Origin of the sequence: uncultured Gemmiger sp. (assembly GCA_944388105.1) — a bacterium.
In the GTDB taxonomy this organism is placed as follows: Bacteria; Bacillota; Clostridia; order Oscillospirales; family Ruminococcaceae; genus Gemmiger.
Window position 1 is genome coordinate 1 of record CALXHN010000009.1, and the last position, 24,690, is coordinate 24,690.

A 24,690-nucleotide genomic window follows, 5' to 3' on the forward strand; every position below is an offset into this window, starting at 1 on the left:
CGTCTGCCGGTGTGGGCACGCATCCTGCTGGGCGTGCTGGCGGTGGTCGTGGTGTTTGCGGGGCTGGCCGTGGGGTACATCAACGGCAAGCTGGATCTGATCCGCTATGACGATGGTACGGTGGACAGTGTGGGTTCCATTGACGCCGGGGAAGACCAGGATCTGGACAGCAGCGGCCTGGCACACAACACCGGCGACATGATCATGCCGGAAGGCAGCCCTTTCCAGGATGACAATGTGCTCAATATGCTGCTCATCAGCACCGACGAACGCACCGACGCCGTCAATGACGCCGATGCCTTTACCCATCTGAACGACCTGGACGGCACCCGTGCCACCACCGAATTCAGCTCCGACGCCCGGGCCGACAGCCTGATCCTGGCCTCTCTGAACATCCAGGAAGACACCATCAAGCTGGTGTCCATCGAGCGTGCCACCGGTGTGCCCATCATGCTGGACGGGTATGAGGACCAGTATGACTGGATCACCCACACCTTCCGTTACGGCGGCGCGCGCCTGACCATGGACACGGTGGCGGAATGCCTGAACCTGGACGTGGATCACTATGTGCGTTTCAACTTCAATTCTTTTGTGCAGATCGTGGATGCCGTGGGCGGCATTGATATTGAACTGACCGAGATGGAGGCTGCGGCCCTGAACTGGGAAGTGCCCTCCAACTCCATGCTGATTATCGGCAAGGTGCATGCCGGCCTCAACCATCTGGACGGCTACACCGCTCTGCAGTATGCCCGCCTGCGCGCCATCGACAATGACTGGCAGCGCATCGTGCGGCAGCGCACCGTCATCCAGGCGGTGCTGGACCAGATCCAGCATGCCTCGGTCACCGAGCTGGATGACCTGCTCAATACAGTTCTGCCTCTGGTGCAGACCAACTTCACCAAATCGGAGATCGCGGCGCTGCTGGTGCAGCTGCCCGGTTTCCTGGGGGTGCAGACGGAGCAGATGTCCCTGCCGGTGGAAGGCACCTACGGCGTGCGCACCGGTATGGACAACCGCACCATGTATGACCCCGACTGGCAGACCAACAGCGATATCCTGCAGGACTTCTTCTACGGGGATATGACGGCCGATGAGGCCATCGCCGCCCATGTGACAGACGAGAGCGCCACGGCGGAGACCGCCGAAGAAGAGCCTGCGCGGGATCTGACCCCCATGGAATCCTATCTTACCGCAAACAGCAGTCCTGTGGATCTGGAAGAGGGCATCAACGGGGAGGATTTCGGCAACGGCAACTACCGGGTCTTCCTGGCCGGCGCACCTCAGGGCACCAACGTGTACTGGCAGATGAAGCAGGCCCTGGTGCAATACCTCCATGAAAGCCAGGGCGTGAATGTGCTGCTGGAGGACTGCGGTCCCGCAGCCGCCCTGAGCCTGCAGCGGTATATTGATACCGGCAGCGGCTGCACCTTCTCCAGCCAGGAAGAGGAAGATTTCTGGTCCTGGCTGTATGAGTACAACGACAGCCAGCTGGACAGCGGCAAATTCACCGTGGTGGGCCTGGGCAGCGACAGCGACCCCGACATGGTCCTCACCGGCCTGAGCACCCTTCTGGACGAGGAAGTGACCGGCGAAGACCTGTCCGGTACCGCAGCGCGCCATCTGCTGACCAATCTGCGGCAGGGCAATGGGGTGCGCACCAATTCCTCCTACCGGCTGCTGTATCAGCTGCAGCGTCTGGCCCAGGGCAGCGCGACGGATCAGAACGACCTGAACCTGCTGTTCGGAGAAAATACCGACCGTGTCCTGTCCATTCTGGACAGCGTTCTGTCCGGCAGCGGGCAGAATGGTTCTCTGGCCGACAACTTCACCACGGTCTGGCAGCAGTACAGTGACCAGAACTTCTTCGGCATGTTCGCCCCCGAGGAAGTCCTGCTGACCCCCGCCGACCTGGACGGGGACGGTCAGGCGCCCCAGACCACCCTGGCCATGGCCATCAACACCGGTTCCACCCCCGCCGCCGGCAAGGTCTGCGCCATTCTGGGCGCCTGCCTGGATGTGGACGGGGAAGGTACCCAGCCCCAGGGCATTGATGCCGGAACGCTGTACAGCACCCTGGCCGATGCCGACGCCCTGCTGGCCCGTCAGGAACCGGAAGCCACTGCCACCCCGCAACCCACCCTCCAGCCTGCCGGTGGGGAGAAAACCGGGGAAGAAGCGGCGGATGACGGAGACTGCTACTTCCTGGCCCTGGACGGAAAAGACAGCCCCTATGCCGAGGAAAACGGCATCCTGACGGGAAATGCCGACCAGCCTGCCGCCGACTATTTCCAGAAGATTCTGCTGATGCCTTCGGCACAGGGGGTCACGTCGGCGGAAGAGGAGACCGGGGCCGCAGAAGCTGCCGGCCGGTAAAATCCACAATAATTTTCCCGGAAGTGTTGACAAAACCGGAGAACTGTGCTTTAATTAGCTAAACCAATGAAGCGAAAGTAAAACTGCAGGCGCACCCACAGAGAGCCCCCGATGCTGGGAACGGGGCGGAGAGCGGAGCAGAACAATGGTTCGCGGAGGGCACGGGGAAAAGGCAGAAGCCTGAGTATCCGCTGACGGCAGCCCCCGTTACAGGGCAGGGAAGTGTTGGCTTCCCGCAGAGCGGCCGTGCAAAGCACGGCAAGCAAGGTGGCACCACAGGAATTTGTTCCTGCCCTTGCACAGGCAACAGGTCTGTGCAAGGGCAGTTTTTTTATCCCCGGTACAGACAGAATCACCGTATTCACAAGGGGGCCATGAACCATGAAACACATCCGATTGGCAGAGCGATGGCGGGGCTGAGCCGTTTGTCCGTCCCATCACCCGAAAACACTGTATGCTCACTGCAAGAAAGGATGCTTACCATGAAAAAGACCATTGCTATGCTGACCGCCGCCACCCTCGCCCTTTCCCTGGCCGCCTGCGGCGGCACCGGGGCCACTTCCGGTTCCTCTGCTTCCACCTCCGCTGCCACGGCGGACAACGCTTCCGCAGGCGGATACCGCATCGCCATTGTGCAGCAGCTGGACCACGCCAGCCTGGACGAAATCCGCACCGCCATCGAGGCGGAACTGGATGCCAAGGCCGCCGAGCTGGGCATCACCATTGAATACAAGGATTTCAACGGCCAGAACGACCCCACCACCCTGAACCAGATCGGCACCCAGGTGGTCTCCGACGGGTATGACGCCATCATCCCCATCGCCTCTCTGGCAGCCCAGTGCATGACCACCGCCGCTGCCGATACCGGGACCCCGGTGATCTACGCCGCCATCTCCGACCCCGAAGCTGCCGAGCTCACCGGCATTGACTACGTCACCGGCACTTCCGACGCCCTGGACACCAAGTTCATCATGGACATGATGTTCGCCGCCGACCCGGACATCCAGACCGTGGGCCTGCTCTACTCCAACTCCGAGCCCAACTCCGAAAAGCCCATCGCGGATGCCAAGGCATATCTGGACGAGAAGGGCATCGCCTACGTGGAAGCCACCGGCAACACCAACGATGAGGTGCTCAGCGCTGCGGCCAACCTGGCCGATCAGGCCGACGCCGTCTTCACCCCCACCGATAACGTGGTCATGGCCGCCGCCGCTGCGGTCAGCGAGACCCTGACCAAGGCGGGCGTGCCCTACTACACCGGCGCAGACAGCTTCGTCACCGCCGGCGCCCTGGCCACCTGCGGCGTCAACTACACCGACCTGGGCACCACCACCGCCGACATGGCCCTGGATGTGCTGCAGACCGGCACCGTGCCCGAGTACCATGTGATGGAAGGCGGCATCATCACCGTCAACACCGAGACCGCGGCTGCGCTGGGCATCGATCCCTCCGCCTTCGCCGACCTGGGCGGCACCCTGAAGGAAGTCGTCACCGCGGCCGAATAATTCCCCATAACCAACGGCAGGCAGCGCCCCGCAGGTGCGCTGCTTTTGCCTTTGTCAGAAACTTTTTCCCGGAAAGGAAGGTCCTGCCGACCATGTTATCCATCGCCATCATCCAAAGCGCGCTGGAGCTGGGCTGCATCTATTCTCTTGTGGCCATGGCCCTGTTCCTCAGCTTCCGTGTGCTCAACATCGCGGATATGACCACCGACGGCGCATTCACCCTGGGCTGCGCGGTCTCAGCCACCGCCGCCGTGGCCGGACACCCCTTCCTGGGGCTGGTGCTGGCCATTCTGGCCGGTGCCTGCGCGGGCTTCGTCACCGCTTTGCTCCAGACGCGCCTGGGCGTGCCCTCCATTCTGGCCGGCATCGTCACCAACACCGGGCTGTACACCGTGAACCTGGCCATCATGGGCTTCTCTTCCAACGTGCCCATGCTCAAAACCACCACCATCTTCACCCTTGCCCAGGACCTGATGGGGGAGAACGCCCCCTACAAGCTCATCGTGGCCGCGGCCATCACCGTGGTGGTCTGTGTGCTGCTCATCCTCTTCCTGGGCACCCGGCTGGGCCTGTCCATCCGGGCCACCGGCGACAACCCGGACATGGTCCGGGCCAGCTCCATCAACACGGCGTTTACCGTCACGGTGGGGCTGTGTGTGGCCAACTGCATGACCTCCCTGTCCGGGGCGGTGCTGGCCCAGTACCAGCGCTCCGCCGATATCAACCTGGGCACCGGCATGGTGGTCATCGGTCTGGCCTCCCTCATCATCGGCGAGACCCTCTTTGCCCGGGGCGGGCTGTGGGTCAAGGCGGTAGCGGCCATCGGCGGCAGCGTGATCTACCGCTTCATCATTGCCCTGGCGCTGCGCATCAATGTGCCCTCCGAGTGCATGAAACTGCTCTCCGCCGTCATTGTGGGTCTGGCCATCGCCGCACCCACCATCCGCAAGAACGTGGCCTTTGCCCAGCGCCGTCGGGCAGCCCGGAAGCAGGGGGGTGGCAGCCGTGCTTGATCTGAAAAATGTGGGCAAGACCTTCAACCCGGGCACCGTCAATGAGAAAAAGGCCCTCACCGGTGTCAATCTTCACCTGGACGCCGGTGACTTCGCCACCATCGTGGGCTCCAACGGTGCCGGCAAATCCACCCTGTTCAACGCCATTGCCGGCTCTTTTGTGCCGGACACCGGCAGCATCCTGCTGGATGGGGAGGACATCACCTTCCTGCCGGACTACCGCCGGTCCAAGACCATCGGCCGGATGTTCCAGGACCCTCTGCGGGGCACCGCGCCCAACATGACCATTGAGGAAAATCTGGCCCTGGCTTATCTGCGGGCTTCGGGGCAGACTTCCCCCTTCTCCCGCATCACCCGGGCAGACCGGGAACTCTTTGCCCAGCGGCTGTCCCAGCTGGGTCTGGGGCTGGAAAAACGGATGAAACAACCGGTGGGCCTGCTTTCCGGCGGACAGCGTCAGGCCCTGACCCTGCTCATGGCCACCCTGGTCACCCCCAAGCTGCTGCTGCTGGATGAACACACCGCCGCCCTGGACCCTGCCACCGCCGACAAGGTACTGGAACTGACCAAGAGCATCGTGGCCGAAAACCACATCACCTGCCTGATGATCACCCACAACATGCACGATGCCCTGACCCTGGGCAACCGTACCCTGATGATGGACAGCGGCCGCATCGTGCTGGATATTGCCGGACCGGAACGCAAAGGCCTGACCGTGGACGACCTGCTCCAGCGGTTTGCCAAAAATGCCGGACACGCCCTGTCCGACGACCGGGTCCTGCTCAGTCAGGCGGAAGAATAAAGGGCAAAAGCTGCCAACAAAAATCCCCCGCGCCGGCAATCAACCGGTACGGGGGATTTTGCACTGTTTACAGGAATTTGGTGGAAAACTCAGCGGACCATCAGATCAGCTGCTTTGTACAGGTCGCCGCAGCTCATGCAGACCACCAGGTCGCCCTTTCTGGCGTTTTCCCGCACCCAGGCGGCGGCGCTTTCCAGCCCGTCAACCACCACGCTGCCGGGAATCTTGGCGGCCAGGTCTTCGGTGTGTACGCTGCCGTCATCCACCTCGCGGCTGCCCATGATGGGCAGGAGTACGCAGACGTCGGCGGTGTTCAGGACCTTGGCAAAGTCGTCCATGAGGGCCTTGGTGCGGCTGTAGGTGAAGGGCTGGTGCACCGCGATGATGCGGTCATAGCCCATCTTGTGGGCGGTGGCCAGGGTGGCGGCCAGCTCGGCGGGATGGTGGGCGTAATCATCCACCACCACGGCGCCGGAAGGCGTCTCGCCCTTGACCTCGAAGCGGCGGCCGGTGCCCTTGAAGCTTTCGGCAGCGCGCTCGGCGTCGGCGGGGGTCAGGCCCAGGGGACGCACGCAGCAGCACATGGCCAGGGCGTTGTAGATGTTGTGGTAGCCCGGAACGCCCAGACGCAGGTGGGCAAAATGATCGTCCAGCTCATTGACATCGAACTCGTAGAATCCGGGCCGGTATTCCTGGATATTCACGGCGCGGAACCGGGCCTCCTCCTCAATGCCGAAGGACAGCACCGGCCGGTCGATGGAATTGACCACGTCCACGGTGTTGTGGTCATCCATGTTGAAGACCACCGTGCGGGACAGCAGAGCGAACTTCTGGAAAGCCAGCTTCAGCTTGCCCATGGTGTGGTAGTATTCCAGGTGGTCGTTGTCGATGTTCAGGATCACGCCGATGTAGGGAGTCAGGTGCAGGAAAGTCTCATGGTACTCACAGGACTCAATGACGGCGGTCTGGCCGCTGCCTGCCTTGCCGTACCCCTGGATCAGGGGCAGCTTGCCGCCGATGACCGCGGCCGGGTCCCGTCCGGCCAGTTCCAGCATGGTGGTGATCATGCCGGAGGTGGTGGTCTTGCCGTGGGTGCCGGACACGCCCACCGTCATGGGGTACATCCGGCTCACATAGCCCAGCAGTACGCTGCGCTCCACCGCCGGAATGCCGTGGGCGCGGGCGGCAGCCAGCTCAGGGTTGTCGTCATGGATGGCGGCGCTGTACACCACCAGGTCGGCCCCCTTCACGTTTTCCGCGTTGTGGCCCAGGGTCACGGTCATGCCCATGGCGCGCTCGGATTCGGTGATCTTGGTCTCCTCCACATCGGAACCGGACAGGGTCAGTCCGCGGGTGTGCAGGATCTGGATCAGGGGATACATTCCCGACCCGCCGCAGCCGATCAGATGTACGTGCTTGACATTGTCCAGCAGTTTGGGATCATAGGTGTTGAAAAAAGGCATCGGTCCTCACCTCAAAAAAATGCCTGCCCGCCCGCGGCGGGAACAGGTTGATTCTGCTTTTATGCATGATATAATGATTATAGTATTTTTTGGCCGCAAAATAAACACTTTTTTTGAAAAAAGGGCGAATATGGCTGAAAAAAAACTCCATGAACCGTCGCCGCGGGTGCCGGAATCACCGAAAGAGGAGTCCACCATGAAACGCAGCAGCCTGATCTACGGCTTCAATCCCCACGCCCTGTGCAGTGCGGGCAAGGATTTTGTGCCCGTGGCCATCACCCCCAGGGAGCTGGGGCGCATTGGCATTCCGGCCCGCAAGGTGGAGCGGGTCATGCAGGAACTGTCCCGGCTGGTGCAGGCGGACCCCGCCCTGGACGATCCGGCCGTCCTGGCAGGGCTGGCGCGGCAGATCGCGGCGCAGCTTCTGTAGGAGGCCCGTTTTATATTATTGCCCGCAGCGGGGCAATGTGCTATAATAGCCCTATTGTGCCGGAAAGGCATGGGAATACATCGCTTGTGTGGCAGCCAGCCACGCGGGAGGGAGAGTAACAGTGAAAAACAGTGAAAAGACTCTGGACATGATCGTCAACCTTTGCAAGAACCGCGGCTTCATCTACCCGGGCAGCGAGATCTACGGCGGCCTGGCCAACAGCTGGGACTACGGCCCGCTGGGCGTTGAGTTCAAGAACAACGTCAAGAAAGCCTGGATGAAGAAGTTCGTGCAGGAAAGCCAGTACAACGTGGGCCTGGACGCCGCCATCCTCATGAACCCCCAGACCTGGGTCACCACCGGCCATGTGGCCAGCTTCTCCGACCCTCTGCTGGACTGCCGTTCCTGCAAGAGCCGTCACCGCGCCGACAAGCTCATTGCCGACTGCGAGCAGGGCAAGGGCGTGGACGTGGATGCCATGACCTTTGACGAGATGGATGCCTTCATCGCCTCCCACGACGAGGTGGTCTGCCCGGTATGCGGCAAGCATGACTTCACCCCCATCCGCAAGTTCAACCTGATGTTCAAGACCGCCATCGGCGTCACCGAGGACTCCAGCAGCACCTGCTACCTGCGTCCCGAAACCGCCCAGGGCATCTTTGTCAACTTTGCCAACATCCAGCGCACCACCCGCCGCAAGCTGCCTTTCGGCGTCTGCCAGGTGGGCAAGGCCTTCCGGAATGAGATCACCCCCGGCAACTTCACCTTCCGTACCCGCGAGTTCGAGCAGATGGAGTGCGAGTTCTTCTGCAAACCCGGCACCGACCTGGAATGGTTCGCCTACTGGAAGAAATTCTGCCATGACTGGCTGCTGAGCCTGGGCATCAAGGACGAAAACCTGCGCCTGCGTGACCATGAAGCCGCCGAACTGGCCTTCTACTCCCGCGCCACCACCGATATCGAGTACGCCTTCCCCTTCACCGACTGGGGCGAACTGTGGGGCATCGCCGACCGTACCGACTACGACCTGCGCCGCCACCAGGAAGCTTCCGGCAAGAGCCTGGAATACTTCGATTCCGAGACCAACGAGCACTACATCCCCTACGTCATCGAGCCCTCCCTGGGCTGCGACCGTGTGGCGCTGGCTTTCCTGTGCGAAGCCTACGACGAGGAGCATCTGACCGATTCCAAGGGCAAGGAAGATGTGCGCACCGTGCTGCGTCTGCATCCCTTCCTGGCACCCTTCAAGTGCGCCGTGCTGCCCCTGTCCAAGAAGCTGTCCGACAAGGCCATGGAGATCCGCAACGAGCTGGCCAAGGACTTCATGGTGGACTTCGACGACGCCGGTTCCATCGGAAAGCGGTACCGTCGTCAGGACGAGATCGGTACCCCGCTGTGCATCACCGTGGACTTCCAGACCGTGGGCGATGACAAGACCGAGGCCGACAACTGCGTTACCGTCCGTGACCGCGACACCATGGAGCAGGTCCGCATGCCCATCAGCGAACTGAAGAACTACATCGCCGCCAAGGTGGCGTTCTGATCCGGTCCGCACCTTCTTTGCAATGAAAAAGGCTCCCGCCTCATGGCAGGAGCCTTTTTTCATGCCGGTCTCAGTGATAGATCTGGCGTGAATAGGTATTGCGACAGGCCTTTACCGCGATGATAAAGACGACCACCATATACACCAGCCAGAGGGGCAGGAAGGAGCCGCCGGCCAGTGCTGTCACAAAGGTACGCAGAATATCCGGAACAGGGGAGAGCAGTACCACCACGCTCACACCCATGAGGATGCGGTAGGCCAGGATGCGTCCCGGCGTCTGGCCGTACACCAGCCGGGTCACCCCGCTCAGGATCAGCAGGGCTGCGGTGTACAGGATGGCCATCATGCCGAACAGCTGTACGGCAAACCCGGCCAGACCGCCCAGTCCGGCGCCCAGCATGCCGCCGATCATGGCGTAGCCTTCCACGTCGCCCACTTCCCCCTGCGGGGCTTCCGGCACCATCTCTTTGGCGGCCCCCAGAATGGCATCTCCCTGGGTCAGCATCACGATGCCCAGGATCAGTCCCAACGCGGCCGGGATCACAAAGAGCAGCAGATTGCGGTTGGCGGTTTTCATGGCGGCATCAACTCCCTTTTTTCTTACAGTATAGCGGAAAATCCGCAAACCTGCAAGTAAGAATCATCTGCACGGCGGTCCCGCCGGCCAGCTTTTGGCAGGGATGTCTTTTCTTTTTGCGGGGCATCGTGTATACTGAAAGACAGTGAGTTCAACCACCGTGCCCCATCCGGCGGCGCGGAGAAAAGGAGATACAACAAGATGGATAAGAAATATCTGCAGCTTTACGCTGATTTCGTCGTCAAGGTGGGTGTGAATGTACGCCCGCGCCAGAACTTCATCATCCGCTGCCCGGTGACCATGCCGGAGTTTGCCCACGCCTGCGCCAAGGCCGGCTATGAGGCGGGTGCCAAGAACGTGGTGGTCCGCTGGGAGGACGAGCGCCTGTCCCGCATCCAGATGGAATACGGCGCCGAGGCCGACCTGTGCGACCTCAAGCCTTTTGAGCTGCGCAGCTACCTGGACTATGCCGAGGACCCGGACGGCTGCTGCACCCTGGCCATCCATGCCTCCGACCCCGAGGCCTTCGCCGGTCTGGATGCCGGCAAGCTGAACCGGGTCAATCTGGCCCGCCGCACCTTCATGAAATCCTGGCAGGAATACACCATGAATGACCGGGTCCAGTGGTGCGTGGTGGCCATTCCCGCCCCCGCCTGGGCGGCCAAGGTCTTCCCGGAACTGCCGGTGGACGAAGCCATGGAAAAACTGTGGCAGGTGATTTTTGAGGTCTGCCGCGTCACCACCGGCGACCCCGTCTCCGCCTGGAAGGAACATGTGGCCAGGACCAAGGTCCATCGGGACCAGCTCAACGCCTGGAACCTGGACCATGTGCGGCTGCAGAGCGCCAACGGCACCGACCTGACCATCGGTCTGGCCGACGACTGCACCTGGGAGGGCGCTTCCAGCGTGGCCGAAAACGGGGTGGAGTTCATCGCCAACGTTCCCACCGAGGAAGTTTTCTGCGCGCCGCACCGTGACCGGGTGAACGGCATTGTCTACGGCACCAAGCCTTATGTGTACAACGGTCAGCTCATCGAAGGCTGGCATGTGACCTTCCAGGACGGCCAGGTCATCGAGCACGGTGCCGAGAAGAACGCCGAGCTGCTGGGTAAGCTGCTCACCACCGACGAGAACGCCAACCGCATCGGCGAGATCGCCTTCGTCCCGGTGTCCAGCCCCATCAACCAGAGCGGCGTGCTCTTCTACAACACCCTGTTTGATGAGAACGCCGCCTGCCACATTGCCTTCGGCGCCGGCTATCCCACCAACATCAAGGGCGGCGCCAGGCTGACCCGTGCCCAGCTCATGGAAAAGGGACTGAACGATTCCGCCATCCATGAGGATGTCATGATCGGCGCCCCCGACACCCGCATCACCGGCGTGTGCAAGGACGGCACCGAAGTGGTCATCTTTGAAAACGGCGAGTGGGCCTTCTGAGAAACCTTTTTATAAGCAAGCACCCGGCGGGGCGCGGCATGTGGCCGTGCCCCGCCTTTGCCTTGCCCGGGTGCCAAACTTCTGGTATAATCAACACAAATTCCCATAATAATCAGCGGAAAGCGGTGTGCGGATGGGCTTCTCTTCGGTTCAGTTCTTGTTTGTGTTTCTGCCTCTGGCGCTGGCGGTCTACTTTGTACTGCCGGCCCGGACCCGGAACCTGGTCATGGGGGTATTCAGCCTGGGGTTCTGCGCCTGGGCGGGCATCCGGTACAGCCTGCTGCTGGCGGCCTTTGCCCTGGTGCACTGGGGCTTCGGCCTGCTGCTGGGGCGGCATCCCCGCCGCAGTCTGCTGGGCGCCATGGTCACGGCAGACCTGCTGCTGTTGGGCTTTTTCAAGTATGCGGGCTTCCTGGCCGAAACTGCCAACGCCCTGTCCGGGGTACACCTGCCGGTGCTGACCATGGCGCTGCCCCTGGGCATCAGCTTTTACACCTTCCAGGGCATCAGCTACTGCGTGGACGTTCTCCGGGGCACCGTGAAACCGGAGCGCAATCCTCTGCGGCTGTACCTCTATTTTGCCTGCTTTGCCCATGTGAGCTCCGGGCCCATTGTGCGGTACGGTTTCCAGTCTGCCGCCCTGGACCCCCGGGCCCCCGAGCGCCGGGTAACGCCGGACCAGATGTATAAAGGCATCCGCCGGTTTGTGCTGGGCCTGGGCAAAAAGACCCTGCTGGCCGACCAGCTGGCCCTTGTCTATGCGGCGGTGAGCGGAACCGACGCCGCCCGACTGCCCGGACCGGTGCTGCTTTTGGGTTACGCTGCCTTTGCGGTGGAACTGTACTACGATTTCTCCGGCTACAGCGATATGGCCATCGGCCTGGGGGAGATGTTCGGTCTGTCCCTGCCCGAAAACTTTGATTACCCCTACCTCTCCCGCACGGTGGGGGAGTTCTGGCGCCGCTGGCACATGACCCTGGGCGCCTGGTTCCGGGATTACCTGTACATTCCTTTGGGGGGCAGCCGCCGGGGCACCGCCCGCACCTGCCTGAATCTGCTCGTCGTCTTTGCCTGCACCGGCTTCTGGCACGGGGCCGCCTGGCAGTATCTGGCTTTCGGGCTGTGGCACGGGCTCCTCAGCTGTGCCGAGCGTCTGGGCCTGCGCAAAGCCCTGGACCGTGCCCCTGCCTGGGTGTCCCACCTGTATATGGCGGTGGCGGTATTCGTGGGATTTACCTTCTTCGGCGCCCCCAGCCTGGGGCAGGCGCTGGCCGCCCTGGGCGGCATCCTCACCTGGCAGGCGGGCGCCCCCGGCATGACCCTGGCTGCCTTTGCCGACCCCAAGACCCTGCTGCTTCTGGCGGCAGGTCTGCTGCTCTGCGGTCCGGTACAGGCGGCTTTCCCCGGACTGAGATCCTGGCTGCGGGGGCAGGGCAGACCCGGTGCCGCCGATGTGGCGCTGGTGGCCCTGCTGCTCTTCGCCTCCATCATGCGCACCACGGCGGGCAACTACACCGCCTTCATCTACGCCCAGTTCTGACAAGGAGGAAAGGACCATGGCCAAAAAACTCGTCATCGGGCTGTTCTGCCTGGTTCTGGGCGGCAGCTTTCTGGTGTTCAACATCTTCAGCCGGCAGCTCTCGGGGGATAATCATGAAAACCGCCTGCTGACCACCCTGCCTGAAGTGTTCCAGGGCTCCCTGTCTGGCCTGCCCGGGCGGCTGGATCAGTTCATCGCGGACAACTCTCCCTTCCGGTATCAGCTCACCGCCCTGGATGCCGCCATCGACTACACCCTCTTCGGCACCAGCCAGAGCGACCAGGTCCTTCCCGGCAAGGATGGCTGGCTCTTTTATAAGGATGGCCCCGACGCTGCCCGCCCGGTGGCCAACTACCAGGGCCTGCCCGAAACTTTCGACAGCGAGGACACCCTGGCCGCCGCGGCGGCCTCTTTGCAGCGCCTGTCGGATACCCTGGCCGAAAACGGCTGTACCCTGGTGCTGGACCTGGCACCCTCCAAGGACCGGGTCTACCGGGAATACATGTCCGACGCCTATCCCATCGTCAACGAGGAAAACCGCACCGACCGTTTCGCCGCTTATATGACCGGACACACCTCGGTGGCCGTCAGCTGGCCTTATGAGGAACTGCGCGCCGAGGTGCTGCGCCGGATGGAAGCGGGGGAGAGCCCCCTGTATTTCAAGACAGACACCCACTGGAATCATGCGGGGGCCCTCTTCGGTCTGGACGGCACCCTGTCCGCGGCAGGTCTGGCGGCGGTACCCTTTGATGAATATCAACTTTCGGACAACGGCATCCAGACCGGGGACCTGGCCAATGTGGCGGCTCTGTACACCGTCCTGCCCGAAGAGCACGACCTGGCCGCCGTGAACTATATGGATTTGTACGCGGCCGACCCCCGCACCGTGGGGGTGGTGGGGGACAGCTTCAGCGGATACTATGTGCAGTATCTGGAACAGCGGTTTGCCGGCTGCTGGTACCAGGCCCCCGAGACCATGACCCCCGACCTGGCCGCCGCACCGGGATGCGATATCCTGATCTTTTCGGTGACCGAACGCAATCTGGACAAGCTTTTGGGGCTTCTTGGGCAGTTCTGAGCCGTTCCTGCACCGCAAAAGATAACAAAATGGCGGCAAAAGGGCGCAAAAGGCTTGCATTTTGCCAACGGGTGTGGTATATTCTTACTGTTCGATGATGATTTTTTACTGAAAGTGGGCCGTTCGGTCCGCTTTCTTTTTGTGATAGGGGGTAACCATGGCAAAAGCCAAGCATCAGCAGCCCGGCGGCGCAGCCGCTGCGGTGGAGACCATCGTCCGCCCTGTGGTGGAGAACATGGGCCTGCGCCTGTGGGATGTCCGGTTCGAAAAGGAAGGTCCGGACTGGTTCCTGCGCGTGCTCATCGACCGGGACGAACCGCTGGACACCGATACCTGCGAGGCCGTGTCCCGCGCCATCGACCCGCTGCTGGATCAGGCTGACCCCATCGACCAGAGCTACTACCTGGAAGTGGGCAGCCCCGGCCTGGGCCGCCGTCTGACCCGCCCCGAACATTATGAGGCCCTGGTGGGGCAGAAATGTGCCGCCCGCCTCATCCGCCCCGATGAGGAAGGCCGCCGCGAACTGGAAGGCACCCTGGTGGGCCTGGAGGACGGCATCGTCACCCTGCACACCGAGCAGGGGGAGGCGTCCTTCCCCCTCAAGAGCGCCGGCTTCGTCAAGCTGTGCGACGACGAAAACCTCTTCGGCTGAGAAAACCAACATCCGCCAGTATGGCTGACATATATATCACTTTGGGAGGAAACCGGAAAAATGGCTACTGCATCCAACAACGAATTCTTTGAAGCCCTCGCCGCACTGGAAAAGGAGCGCGGCCTGCCCGCCGATTACCTGATCGACAAGATCAAGGCCGCCATCGTCATTGCGGTCAAGAAGGATTATGAGGTGGAGGACGACAACGTCATCGTGGACATCGATCCCGAACTGGGCACCTTCCGTGCCAGCCTGATGCGGGACATTGTGGAAGAGGTGGAAAACCCCCACACCCAGATCAGCCTGGAAGACGCCCAGCGGGTGCGCAAGTCCTACAAGATCGGCCAGCGGTTCGTCACCCAGCTGAAGACCAAGGAATTCGGCCGCATCGCCGCCCAGACCGCCAAGCATGTGATCCGGCAGGGCCTGCGGGAAGGCGAGCGCAGCCTGCAGTGCAGCGAGATGCAGTCCCGCGCCCATGAGATCATCGCCGCCACCGTGGTTTCTGTGGATCACGAGCGCGGCAATGTGGTGGTGGACCTGGGCAAGGGCGGCAGCGCCGTTCTGCCCCGCAACGAGCAGGTCCCCGGTGAGACCTTCACCGAAAACCAGGTGGTCCAGGTCTATGTGGTGGATGTCATTGCCACCGAGCGCGGCCCCCGCGTCACCATCAGCCGCACCCATCCGGGCCTGGTCAAGAGGATGTTCGAGCTGGAAGTGCCCGAAATCTATGAGGGCGTGGTGGAAGTCAAGGCCATCGCCCGCGAAGCCGGTGCCCGCACCAAGATGGCCGTGTACAGCAAGGACCCCAACGTGGATCCCGTCGGCGCCTGCATCGGTGCCCACGGCGCCCGTGTGGAGAAGATCGTCTCCGAGCTGAACGGCGAAAAGATCGACATCATCCGCTGGAGCGAGGATATCTCCGCCTTCATCTCGGCGGCCCTGTCCCCGGGCAAGGTGGTCAAGGTGGAACTGCTCCCCGGTGAGAACAAGAGCTGCCGGGTCACCGTGCCCGATCACCAGCTCAGTCTGGCCATCGGCAATAAGGGCCAGAATGTGCGCCTGTGCGCTCACCTGACCGGCTATAATATCGATATCCGTCCGGAATCCGGCTATTACGGCGAGGACGAAGAGTAATTCCCATCCCGCCCACTTTATCCGAAAAGAGGTTTCACCTTGCAGCAGCAACGTCAAAAGAAAATCCCGGTGCGCCGGTGTGTGGGCTGCAACGCCCAAAAACCCAAGCGTGAACTTGTGCGCATCGTCCGCAGCCCGGAAGGGGAGGTGGGCGTGGACCTGACCGGCAAAAAATCCGGCCGGGGCGCCTACCTGTGTCCGTCGGCTGCCTGTCTGGCCAAGGCCCGCAAGGCCAAACGGCTGGAACATGCTTTCGGTGTTCCGGTGCCGGACAGCGTATACGACCGCCTGACCGAGGAGATCGCCTGCGCCGAACAAATGGCAAAGGAGGGGACCGAGCGTGCCACATGATGCAAACGGATTGCTGGGTGCGCTGGGTCTGTGCCGCAAGGCGGGCAAACTGCTGCACGGGTACGACCGTGTTGAGGAAGCCGTGATCCGCGGCAAGGTCAGCCTGGTGCTGCTGGCCTGCGACGCCAGCCCCCGCACCAAACAACATATGCAAGACACTTGCGAAGGCCTTGTTGCCTGCGAAGTCATGCCGCTGGAAACCGCCAGTCTGGCTGCGCTCACCCCGCGGCCCGCAGCGGTGTTTGCGGTAACGGATGATAACCTTGCGCGGCTGTGCGCAAACCAACTGACCCGATAAGGAGGACCTGCCCATGGATTTTAAGTATAAGATCGCCGACGTGGCCAAGGATTTCGGCATCACCCCCAAGAAGGCCATCGATACGGTGGCCGCCCTGACGGGGCAGAGCCGCAAACCCGGCGGCACGTTTGAGGAAAGCGAGGTCAACGGCCTGCTGGAATCCCTGACCCGGGAGACCGCCGTGAACAGCCTGGATGAATACCTGGCTTCCGGCAAGAAGCCCGAACCCAAGAAGGCGGAACCCGCCAAGGTGCCCGCCCCCAAGGCTGAGGCCAAGGCCCAGCCCGCCGCCAAGGAGGCTGCCAAGGCGCCCCAGCGGCCCGCTGCCCCCAAGAAGAATGAGAACAAGCCTGCCGAGCGCCGCAAGGAAAAGAGCGTGACCATGCAGGAACTGGCCGCCGACAGCGGCATCAAGAAGCCGGTGGCCACCGAGCAGGTGCAGGTCAACCGTGCCCAGGTGCAGGTGGATACCCGCACCGTGGACGTGAACGTGGATAAGTTCAGCGCCCGCTATGACGATTTGGCCGACAGCCGCAACATGCCCGCCAAGCGCAAGAAGCAGCCTGTGGCCACCAAGCAGAAGTTCCAGAACCGGAACAAGGGCCGCAACCAGTACCAGCGCCGCCGGGAAACCGAGGCCGAGCGCCTGCAGCGCATCCAGCTGGAAAAGGCCCGCAACGCCCAGCTGAAGATCCAGATCCCCGACGAGATCACCGTGGGCGAACTGGCCACCCGCCTGAAGCAGAATGTGGCCAAGGTCGTGGCCAAGTTCATGCAGATGGGCGAGATGCACTCCGCTTCCGATGTGGTGGATTTTGACTCCGCCGCCCTGGTGGCCGAGGAATTCCACGCCAAGGTGGAGCGGGAAGTCCATGTCTCCATCGAGGAACGCCTGTTTGAGCAGGAGGAAGACGCCGCCGAAGATCTGGTCACCCGTCCGCCGGTCGTGGTGGTCATGGGCCACGTCGACCACGGCAAGACCTCCATCCTGGACGCCATCCGCAAGACCAATGTCACCGCCGGTGAGGCCGGCGGCATCACCCAGGCCATCGGCGCCTACCAGGTCAAGAGCGGTGACGATGTCATCACCTTCCTGGATACCCCGGGCCACGAAGCCTTCACCGCCATGCGTGCCCGCGGCGCCAACATGACCGATATCGCCGTCCTGGTGGTCGCCGCCGACGACGGCATCATGCCCCAGACCATCGAATCCATCAACCATGCCAAGGCGGCCAAGGTCAAGCTGATCGTGGCCATCAACAAGATGGATAAGCCCACCGCCAACCCCGAGCGGGTCAAGGAACAGCTGACCAAGTACGAGATTGTCCCCGAAGACTGGGGCGGCGACGTGGCCTGCATCCCGGTGTCCGCCGTGACCGGCATGGGCATCCAGGACCTGCTGGAGCGCATCGTGCTGGAAGCCGAGGTCATGGAACTGAAGGCCAACCCCAACCGCCGTGCCAAGGGCGCCGTGGTGGAAGCCCGCCTGGACAAGGGCCAGGGCCCCATCGCCACCCTGCTGGTGCAGAACGGTACCCTGCACAAGGGCGACTGCCTCATCGCCGGTACCTCCGTGGGCCGTGTGCGTACCATGCGCAACGACAAGGGCCAGGAGATCACCGAGGCAGGCCCCTCCATGCCTGTGGAGATCACCGGCCTGACCGAAGTGCCCACCGCCGGCGAGCTGTTTGAGGCCGTGGAAGACGAGCGTCTGGCCCGTGAGCTGGCCGACCGCCGCCTGACCGAAGCCAAGGAAAAGCAGTTTGCGGCCTACACCAAGGTCACCCTGGATAACCTGTTCGACCAGATGGCTGCCAACGACATGAAGGAACTGCCCATCATCGTCAAGGCCGATGTCCAGGGCTCCGCCGAAGCTGTGAAGCAGAGTCTGGAAAAGATCTCCAACGACGAAGTGCGCGTGCGGGTCATCCATGCCGCCGTCGGTGCCATCAACAAGTCCGACGTCAGTCTGGCCGACGCTTCCAACGCCATTATCATCGGCTTCAACGTCCGTCCTGACCCCATCGCCAAGGCGGAGGCCGAGCAGACCGGCGTGGAAATGCGGATGTACCGCGTGATCTACGACGCCATCAACGATGTCTCCGACGCTATGAAGGGCATGCTGGCCCCCAAGATCCGCGAAGTGGCTCTGGGCGAAGCCCAGGTCCGTCAGGTTTACAAGATCTCTTCTGTGGGCACTGTGGCTGGCTGCCGTGTCACCAGCGGCAAGATCACCCGGGATGCCAAGCTGCGCCTGGTGCGTGACGGCATCGTCATCACCGAGGATGCCATCGCCTCTCTGAAGCGCTTCAAGGACGACGCCAAGGAAGTGGCCGAAGGCTTTGAATGCGGCATCACCCTGGAGAAGTTCTCCGACATCAAGGAAGGCGACGTCTTCGAGTGCTTCAAGCTGGAAGAATACCGCGATTGATTGAACGAGGTTTATAACAAATGCCTACCAAGAACCAGGGCCGCATGGCCCAGGATATGAAGCGGGAACTCATCGCCATCATCGGCGAGATGAAGGATCCCCGCGTTGCGGGCGGCCTTTTGACCGTCACCCGCCTGGACGTGACCCCCGACCTGGATGTGGCCAAGGTGTACATCAGTGTCATGGGGCGCGAAGGGGGCAGCAAACCGGTGGTCGCCGCGCTGAACAAGGCGTCCGGCCATGTCCGCACCGAGGTCAGCCGCCGCATGCACATCCGCAAAGCTCCCCGCTTTGTGTTTGTGGCGGATGACGGTGCTGCCTATGCGGCGCACATCAATGAAATGCTGCGCGGGCTGGAAAATGACCATCCCGCTGCACAAGCCGAACCGCAGGAAGACTGAGTCCTGCTTTCGGCCACTTTTGGAGCGAAGCCGAGGTTGTTTCGGGGTCGCTGGAAAAGAGGTAAGTTATGACGGAATCTGTGGACAGGCAAACCGCTGTACTGCGGCTGCGCGCCGCACAGGATATCCTGATCCTATGCCATAAGAACCCCGACGGCGACACCATCGGCTGTGCCGGGGCGTTGTACCTGGCCCTGAAGGCGCTGGGCAAGAACGTGGCCGTGCTCTGCAGCGATCCCATCCCTTCCATGTACGATTTCATGGGCATCGGCTGGTTTGACGCCAGCTTCACCCCGGCTTTCGTGGTGGCGGTGGATGTGGCCGGTATCCAGCTTTTCGGTGACCGCAACAATGTGCAGAAATATGCCGAGCATGTGGATCTGTGCATCGATCACCATCCCAGCAACAGCGGCTATGCCTACGAGACCCTGCTGGACCCCGGTGCCGCCGCGGCCAGCGAGATCATGATCGACGTGGTCACTGATATGGGGGTGGAGCTCACCCCCGAGATCGCAGCCTGCCTGTATACCGGCATTGCCACCGACACCGGCTGCTTCCGTTTCTCCAACACCACGGCCAAGACCCACATGGCGGCGGCCAAGGTCATTGAGGCGGGCGCCGACATCGAAAACCTCAACGCCCGCCTGTTCGAGTCCCGCTCCCGGGCCCGCCTGGAGATCGAGAAGATGGCCCTGGAAAGTCTGGAGTATTTCTTCGACGGTCTGTGCGCCATGATCTACCTGACCTGGGACCAGATCGTCACCTCCGGTGTGCCGGGAGCCGAGCTGGAGGACCTGACCAGCCTGCCCCGTTCCATCGAAGGGGTGGAAGTGGGCCTGACCCTGCGCCAGCAGAAGGACGGCAGCTTCAAGATCAGCGTGCGCACCGCCGGCAGGGTGGACGCCTGTGCCATCGCGCGGCATCTGGGCGGCGGGGGACATTCCCGCGCTGCCGGGTGCGAGATCAGCGGCAACCTGGACAACGCCCGCTATGCCATTCTGGATGAAGTGCGCAAGGAACTGGAACGCTGGGGCATGATCGACCACGCGGACCGCAATCAAGGATAAAGACAGTCAAGGAACCGGTGACAGGCAGCGGCGCCGCAGGGCCCGCTGTCTGGGACCGGTTCTTGCTGTATGGAGGCAAATCTATGACCAACCTGACCAACGGCATCCTGCCGGTGGACAAACCCGCCGGCTGGACCAGCTTCGATGTGCTGGCCAAACTGCGGGGCGCGCTGGGCACCCGGCGCCTGGGACATTCCGGCACTCTGGACCCCATGGCCACCGGTGTGCTGGTGGTGTTTGCGGGCGGGGCCACCGCGGCTGCCGACCGCCAGCCCGACCATGACAAAACCTACGAAGCCACCCTGCGCCTGGGGGTCCGCACCGATACGGGGGATATCACCGGCACCGTGCTGGAGACCGCTCCGGTCACGGCAGGGGAGGCGGAACTGCGGGCGGTGCTGCCCCGGTTCCTGGGGGCACAGCAGCAGCTGCCGCCCATGTACTCTGCCGTCAAGGTGAACGGTCAGCCCCTTTATAAAGCGGCGCGCAAGGGCCATACAGTGGAGCGCACCCCCCGGCCCATCACCATCTATTCCATCGACTACCTGGGCAGCCCCGCCCCGGGGGAGCACATCCTGCGGGTCGCCTGTTCCAAGGGGACCTACATCCGGGTCCTGGCCGAGGATATCGGCGCGGCCCTGGGCCTGCCTGCCACCCTGTCGGCGCTGCGCCGCACCCGGGCGGGGGCTTTCTCCCTGGACCAGTGCCACACCCTGCCGGAGATCCTGGCTGCCGCGGACAGCGGCACCCTGGCCCAGTCCGGCTGGATGCTGGGGGTGGAGACCGCCTTTGTCTCTCTGCCCGCCCTCACGGTGGAGGAACCGGCCCGCACCCACCTGTTCAACGGCTGTCCCACCAGCCGCTACCCCGCGGCGGACGGCCGCTACCGCGTGTATGATACCGCCGGCCTCTTCCTGGGTCTGGCGGTGATCGAAGGCGGCGTCCTGCGGGTGGAAAAACTGTTCTGCGAAAGGACCTGACACGATGCAGCAATTGGATATGCAGATCATCCCGGCCATCGCTCCGGTGGATGCCCCCCAGGGCAGCGCCGTGGCCCTGGGCTTTTTTGACGGGGTCCATCTGGGCCACCGTGCCGTCATCTCCGCCGCCGTGACCGAAGCACGGCGCAGCGGCCTGATGCCCGCCGTCTTTACCTTTGAACTGGCGGAGGGCAGTACCCTCAAGGGCGGCCGCATTCTCTCCACCGCCCAGAAACACGCCCGCATTGCCTCCCTGGGGGTGCGGCGGCTCATGGAACCGCCCTTTGCGGATTTCTGCTCCCTGACCCCCGAAGCCTTTGTGCAGGATATCCTGGTGGGGTGCTTCCACGCCAAAGCCGTTTTCTGCGGGGATAACTTCACCTTCGGCGCCCGGGCGGCGGGCAATGTGCCCCGCCTCAAGGAACTCTGCGCTGCCGCCGGGATCCGGGTCACGGTGGTGGAGATGGCCCGCTACCGGGGCGAGGTGGTCTCCTCCACCCGCATCCGGGCCGCCCTGGAAGAGGGCCGCCTGCCCGACGCCAACGCCATGTTGGGGGCCCCTTACGCCATCGACTGGACCGTCACCCACGGCAAGGGGGTGGGTACCAGCAAACTGGGCACCCCCACCATCAACCAGAACTATCCTGCCGGAACTTTGCAGCCCTGCTGCGGCGTCTATCTGACCCGCATCTGCATCGGCGGCACCTGGTACCCTTCGGCCACCGGCATCGGCCCCCGGCCCACGGTGGCGGAGAAGGGCGCCGCCGTCAGCTGCGAGACCTATGTGCCCGGTTTTTCCGGGGACGTGTACGGCCAGCGGCCGGTGCTGGAATTCCACCGGTACCTGTGCCCGGTACGTAAGTTTGATTCCCTGCAGGCCCTGTCCGACCTGATCACCACCGCCGCCGCCCGCAGTCGGGCCTATTTCCAGGGTCTGGACGGCCACATGGATTGATTTACAACCTGCCCCAAAGGGCGTATAATGAAGCAGGATTTTGCAAAATATACCCAAATCCGGAGGAAACGCCTTTGTTTGAACGCAAGCAGCTGGCACCCGGCGTATATCTGACCACGCTGGATGCCGAAAAATTCAACCGCTGCCGCATCACCATCCATCTGCGCTATCCGGCGCTGCGCCGTTCGGCCACCGATGCCGCGGTGCTGCCCCTGGTGCTGGAACGCGGCTATGCCCGGTGCCCGGACATGACTGCCCTTTCCCGCAAGCTGGCCCGCCTGTACGGCGCCGACCTGGGGGTGGATCTGGGCACCGCCGGCACCGACCGGGTGCTGACGGTGGATATCTGCGGCATCAAGGACAAGTTTGCCCTGACCGGGGAGAACCTGAGCGCCGAATACGCCGATATCGCCTTTGGCATCGTGTTTGAACCCTATCTCGTGGACGGTGTCTTTGACCCCGAAGCCGTCCGTATTGAAAAAGAGACCCTGGACCGCCGCCTGCAGGCCGAGTTCAACAACAAGCGCCTGTACTGTGTGCGTCAGGCCCGCCGCCGTTTTTACGGGGATTCCCCCGCCGGCATTGAGCTGGGCGGGTATCGGGCCGACCTGCCCGATGTCACCCCCGCCACCCTCAAGGCGGAATATGACCGCATCCTGTCCACCGCCTCCATCGACGTGATGGTCCAGGGGGCGGACAGTGCCCGGGTGGCCGATCTGCTTCTCCAGAAGCTGGAAAAGGTCCGGCGCACCCCCCAGCGGTTTGCCTCGGCCATGGCCATGCCTGTCACCGAGACCCGCCATTTCACCGAGGAGATCCCCGGTGTGACCCAGGCCAAACTGTGCATGCTCTTTACCACCGGCACGCCGGAAGACCTGCCCAGCATTTCCCAGCTGCGCATGGCCATGAGTGTGTTCGGCGGTTCCGCCACCAGCCGCCTGTTCCGCAACGTGCGGGAAAAGCAGAGCCTTTGCTATTACTGCGGGGCCAGCGCCCTGCGCTCTACCGGCGTCATGATGGTGGATTCCGGGGTGGAACCCGGCGGGGAGGCCAAGGCCGAAGCCGCTATCCTGAAAGAGCTGGAGGACCTGTGCCGCGGTCCCATCACCGAGGAGGAGATGGACGACTGCCGCCGCAGCCTCATGTCCGGCATGGACGCCCTGGGCGACAGCCTGGGCGGGCTGGAAAACTGGTATTACGGCCAGATCGCCCGGGGTGAAGCCCTGGCTCCGCCGGAATACGGCAAGGTACTCATCCAGGCCGTTACCGCCGAGGAAGTGCGGGAACTGCTCAACGGCTATCATTATTCGGTGTGTTACGCGGTGACCGCCGGCAACGAGGAGGTGGCACCATGAGCCAGGACCAGACCATGCAGGGCATCCGGGCCAAGGCCGCCGATGCCATCCGCTGCCAGAGCACCGTCCTGCCCAGCGGGCTCACCGTGCTCTGCCGCACCATGCCGGGGTACAGCACGGTGCATGCCATGTATGCCACCGCTTTCGGGTCCACCACCCGCAGATTCACCCTGGACGGCAAGGCGGTGGAACTGCCCGCCGGTACCGCCCATTTTCTGGAACACAAGATGTTCGAGTCGGAGCAGGGGGACGCCTTTGAGCTGTACGCCAAGACCGGCGCCTCGGCCAACGCCTTCACCGGCTACGACCGCACCTGCTATATCTTCACCGCCAGCGGTCAGATCGACGAAAACCTGGACATTCTTTTGAACATGGTGGGCCATCCCTGGTTCACCGAGGCCACCATCGCCAAGGAACAGGGCATCATCGGTCAGGAGATCAAGATGTATGATGACAGCCCCGACTGGCGGCTGATGACCGGCCTGTTCCGCTGCCTGTACAAGGACCATCCCATCCGGGACGATATCGCCGGTACGGTGGACAGCATCGCCCAGCTCACCCCTGACCTGCTGTATGCCTGTACCGACGCCTTCTACCGTCCCGGCAACATGGTGCTGTCGGTGGCGGGCAACATCACCCTGGACCAGGCGGTGGCCGCCTGCCGGCGGGCCGGACTGGACAAGCCCGCCCCCGACCACACGGTCACGGTGGCCGCCAACCGCCCCGAAAACGATGTGCCCCGGCCGGAGATGCGATTTTCCATGCCGGTGAACAAGCCCTGCTTTGCTCTGGCTTTCCGGGAAGCCTCCATCCCCCGGGGGGATGTGCGCACCGAGATGCTGGCCGATATGCTGCCGGATCTGGTCTGCGGCGGGCTGACCGCCCTGTATCGCCAACTCTATGACCAGGCCCTGGTCAATCCGGAGTTCAGCGGTGACACGGTGAGCACAGCCGGCTGCTGCGTCATTGCCTTCACCGGGGAGAGCGAGACTCCCCGGGTTGTGGCCGATATGGTGCGGCAGGAGATCCGGCGCCTGCGCCGGGAGGGCGTGGACCCGGAACTCTTCACCCTGGTGAAAAACCAGATGTACGGCGAGATGCTTGCCGACCTGGAAGGGGTGGAGGATGCCGCCGAGGCTCTGGCCAGTGCCCACCTGCGGGGCAACACCCTGGCCGACGAGATCGAAGCCCTGGCCACCCTCACGGTGGCCGACGCCAACGCGGCTCTGCAGTCCATGCTCAGTGAGGACCGCATGACCCATGTGGAGATCGAGCCGCAAAACCAATAACATAAGAGGATAT

The 24,690-nt window shown here is 62.9% G+C and carries 22 protein-coding genes; 20 read left to right on the forward strand and 2 right to left on the reverse strand.

Translation table 11 applies throughout. The features are described from left to right. The 4 genes from Q0K17_RS01975 to Q0K17_RS01990 form a co-directional block, all read left to right on the forward strand. Positions 1 to 2,373: LCP family protein (locus tag Q0K17_RS01975; protein ID WP_294539315.1), on the forward strand; the 2,373-nt coding region annotated here is incomplete at its 5' end. A gap of 482 nt (positions 2,374 to 2,855) precedes the next feature. Further along, positions 2,856 to 3,878, forward strand: a complete 1,023-nt coding sequence (locus tag Q0K17_RS01980; RefSeq protein WP_294539318.1) for an ABC transporter substrate-binding protein — start codon at positions 2,856 to 2,858, stop codon at positions 3,876 to 3,878. Between the two features lie 92 nt (positions 3,879 to 3,970). After that, positions 3,971 to 4,891, forward strand: coding sequence for an ABC transporter permease (locus Q0K17_RS01985; protein ID WP_294539321.1), 921 nt, complete (start codon positions 3,971 to 3,973; stop codon positions 4,889 to 4,891). Further along, positions 4,884 to 5,693 (forward strand): ATP-binding cassette domain-containing protein, encoded by an 810-nt coding sequence (locus Q0K17_RS01990; RefSeq protein ID WP_294539323.1) that lies wholly within the window; start codon positions 4,884 to 4,886, stop codon positions 5,691 to 5,693. The genes Q0K17_RS01985 and Q0K17_RS01990 overlap by 8 nt, the downstream gene beginning before the upstream one ends. 89 nt (positions 5,694 to 5,782) lie before the next feature. Here the strand turns inward: Q0K17_RS01990 and murC are convergent, their stop codons facing one another. Further along, a complete protein-coding gene (murC, locus tag Q0K17_RS01995; protein WP_294539326.1) occupies positions 5,783 to 7,156 on the reverse strand; it encodes a UDP-N-acetylmuramate--L-alanine ligase in 1,374 nt (457 codons plus the stop codon). A 196-nt stretch (positions 7,157 to 7,352) separates the two neighbouring features. Between murC and Q0K17_RS02000 the strand changes: the two genes are divergently transcribed. Further along, positions 7,353 to 7,586 carry a hypothetical protein gene (locus Q0K17_RS02000; protein ID WP_294539329.1) on the forward strand — a complete coding sequence of 78 codons (234 nt, stop codon included), beginning with the start codon at positions 7,353 to 7,355 and terminating at the stop codon, positions 7,584 to 7,586. A gap of 121 nt (positions 7,587 to 7,707) precedes the next feature. Beyond that, positions 7,708 to 9,129 (forward strand): glycine--tRNA ligase, encoded by a 1,422-nt coding sequence (locus Q0K17_RS02005; RefSeq protein ID WP_294539331.1) that lies wholly within the window; start codon positions 7,708 to 7,710, stop codon positions 9,127 to 9,129. A gap of 70 nt (positions 9,130 to 9,199) precedes the next feature. On the opposite strand, the gene Q0K17_RS02010 is transcribed toward Q0K17_RS02005, so the two are convergent. Then, positions 9,200 to 9,706, reverse strand: a complete 507-nt coding sequence (locus Q0K17_RS02010; RefSeq protein ID WP_294539333.1) for a hypothetical protein — start codon at positions 9,704 to 9,706, stop codon at positions 9,200 to 9,202. Between the two features lie 201 nt (positions 9,707 to 9,907). Between Q0K17_RS02010 and Q0K17_RS02015 the strand changes: the two genes are divergently transcribed. The 14 genes from Q0K17_RS02015 (at position 9,908) to Q0K17_RS02080 (ending at position 24,677) form a co-directional block, all read left to right on the forward strand. Further along, positions 9,908 to 11,143, forward strand: a complete 1,236-nt coding sequence (locus tag Q0K17_RS02015; RefSeq protein ID WP_294539335.1) for an aminopeptidase — start codon at positions 9,908 to 9,910, stop codon at positions 11,141 to 11,143. 133 nt (positions 11,144 to 11,276) lie between these two features. After that, positions 11,277 to 12,683, forward strand: a complete 1,407-nt coding sequence (locus Q0K17_RS02020) for an MBOAT family O-acyltransferase (RefSeq protein ID WP_294539336.1) — start codon at positions 11,277 to 11,279, stop codon at positions 12,681 to 12,683. A 16-nt stretch (positions 12,684 to 12,699) separates the two neighbouring features. Beyond that, complete coding sequence (locus Q0K17_RS02025) at positions 12,700 to 13,761, forward strand: hypothetical protein (RefSeq protein ID WP_294539338.1); 1,062 nt, start codon at positions 12,700 to 12,702, stop codon at positions 13,759 to 13,761. A 157-nt stretch (positions 13,762 to 13,918) separates the two neighbouring features. Then, complete coding sequence (rimP, locus tag Q0K17_RS02030; RefSeq protein ID WP_294539340.1) at positions 13,919 to 14,413, forward strand: ribosome maturation factor RimP; 495 nt, start codon at positions 13,919 to 13,921, stop codon at positions 14,411 to 14,413. A 60-nt stretch (positions 14,414 to 14,473) separates the two neighbouring features. Further along, on the forward strand, positions 14,474 to 15,550 hold the full coding sequence (gene nusA, locus Q0K17_RS02035; RefSeq protein ID WP_294539342.1) for a transcription termination factor NusA: 1,077 nt from the start codon (positions 14,474 to 14,476) through the stop codon (positions 15,548 to 15,550). Positions 15,551 to 15,589: 39 nt separating this feature from the next. Further along, the gene (locus Q0K17_RS02040; protein WP_294539345.1) at positions 15,590 to 15,901 is read left to right on the forward strand and encodes a YlxR family protein; all 312 of its coding nucleotides are present in this window, start codon (positions 15,590 to 15,592) and stop codon (positions 15,899 to 15,901) included. After that, the gene (locus Q0K17_RS02045; RefSeq protein ID WP_294539347.1) at positions 15,891 to 16,199 is read left to right on the forward strand and encodes a ribosomal L7Ae/L30e/S12e/Gadd45 family protein; all 309 of its coding nucleotides are present in this window, start codon (positions 15,891 to 15,893) and stop codon (positions 16,197 to 16,199) included. Before Q0K17_RS02040 ends, Q0K17_RS02045 begins: the two co-directional genes overlap by 11 nt. A 13-nt stretch (positions 16,200 to 16,212) precedes the next feature. Next, positions 16,213 to 18,630, forward strand: coding sequence for a translation initiation factor IF-2 (gene infB, locus Q0K17_RS02050; protein WP_294539349.1), 2,418 nt, complete (start codon positions 16,213 to 16,215; stop codon positions 18,628 to 18,630). A gap of 20 nt (positions 18,631 to 18,650) precedes the next feature. Next, a complete protein-coding gene (rbfA, locus tag Q0K17_RS02055) occupies positions 18,651 to 19,031 on the forward strand; it encodes a 30S ribosome-binding factor RbfA (protein ID WP_294539352.1) in 381 nt (126 codons plus the stop codon). Between the two features lie 68 nt (positions 19,032 to 19,099). Then, on the forward strand, positions 19,100 to 20,098 hold the full coding sequence (locus Q0K17_RS02060; protein WP_294539355.1) for a bifunctional oligoribonuclease/PAP phosphatase NrnA: 999 nt from the start codon (positions 19,100 to 19,102) through the stop codon (positions 20,096 to 20,098). Positions 20,099 to 20,181: 83 nt separating this feature from the next. After that, on the forward strand, positions 20,182 to 21,078 hold the full coding sequence (gene truB, locus Q0K17_RS02065) for a tRNA pseudouridine(55) synthase TruB (protein WP_294539357.1): 897 nt from the start codon (positions 20,182 to 20,184) through the stop codon (positions 21,076 to 21,078). A gap of 4 nt (positions 21,079 to 21,082) precedes the next feature. Further along, a complete protein-coding gene (locus Q0K17_RS02070) occupies positions 21,083 to 22,033 on the forward strand; it encodes a bifunctional riboflavin kinase/FMN adenylyltransferase (RefSeq protein WP_294539359.1) in 951 nt (316 codons plus the stop codon). Between the two features lie 74 nt (positions 22,034 to 22,107). Then, positions 22,108 to 23,388 carry an insulinase family protein gene (locus tag Q0K17_RS02075; protein WP_294539360.1) on the forward strand — a complete coding sequence of 427 codons (1,281 nt, stop codon included), beginning with the start codon at positions 22,108 to 22,110 and terminating at the stop codon, positions 23,386 to 23,388. Beyond that, the gene (locus Q0K17_RS02080) at positions 23,385 to 24,677 is read left to right on the forward strand and encodes a pitrilysin family protein (RefSeq protein ID WP_294539362.1); all 1,293 of its coding nucleotides are present in this window, start codon (positions 23,385 to 23,387) and stop codon (positions 24,675 to 24,677) included. Before Q0K17_RS02075 ends, Q0K17_RS02080 begins: the two co-directional genes overlap by 4 nt. Positions 24,678 to 24,690: the final 13 nt, after the last annotated feature.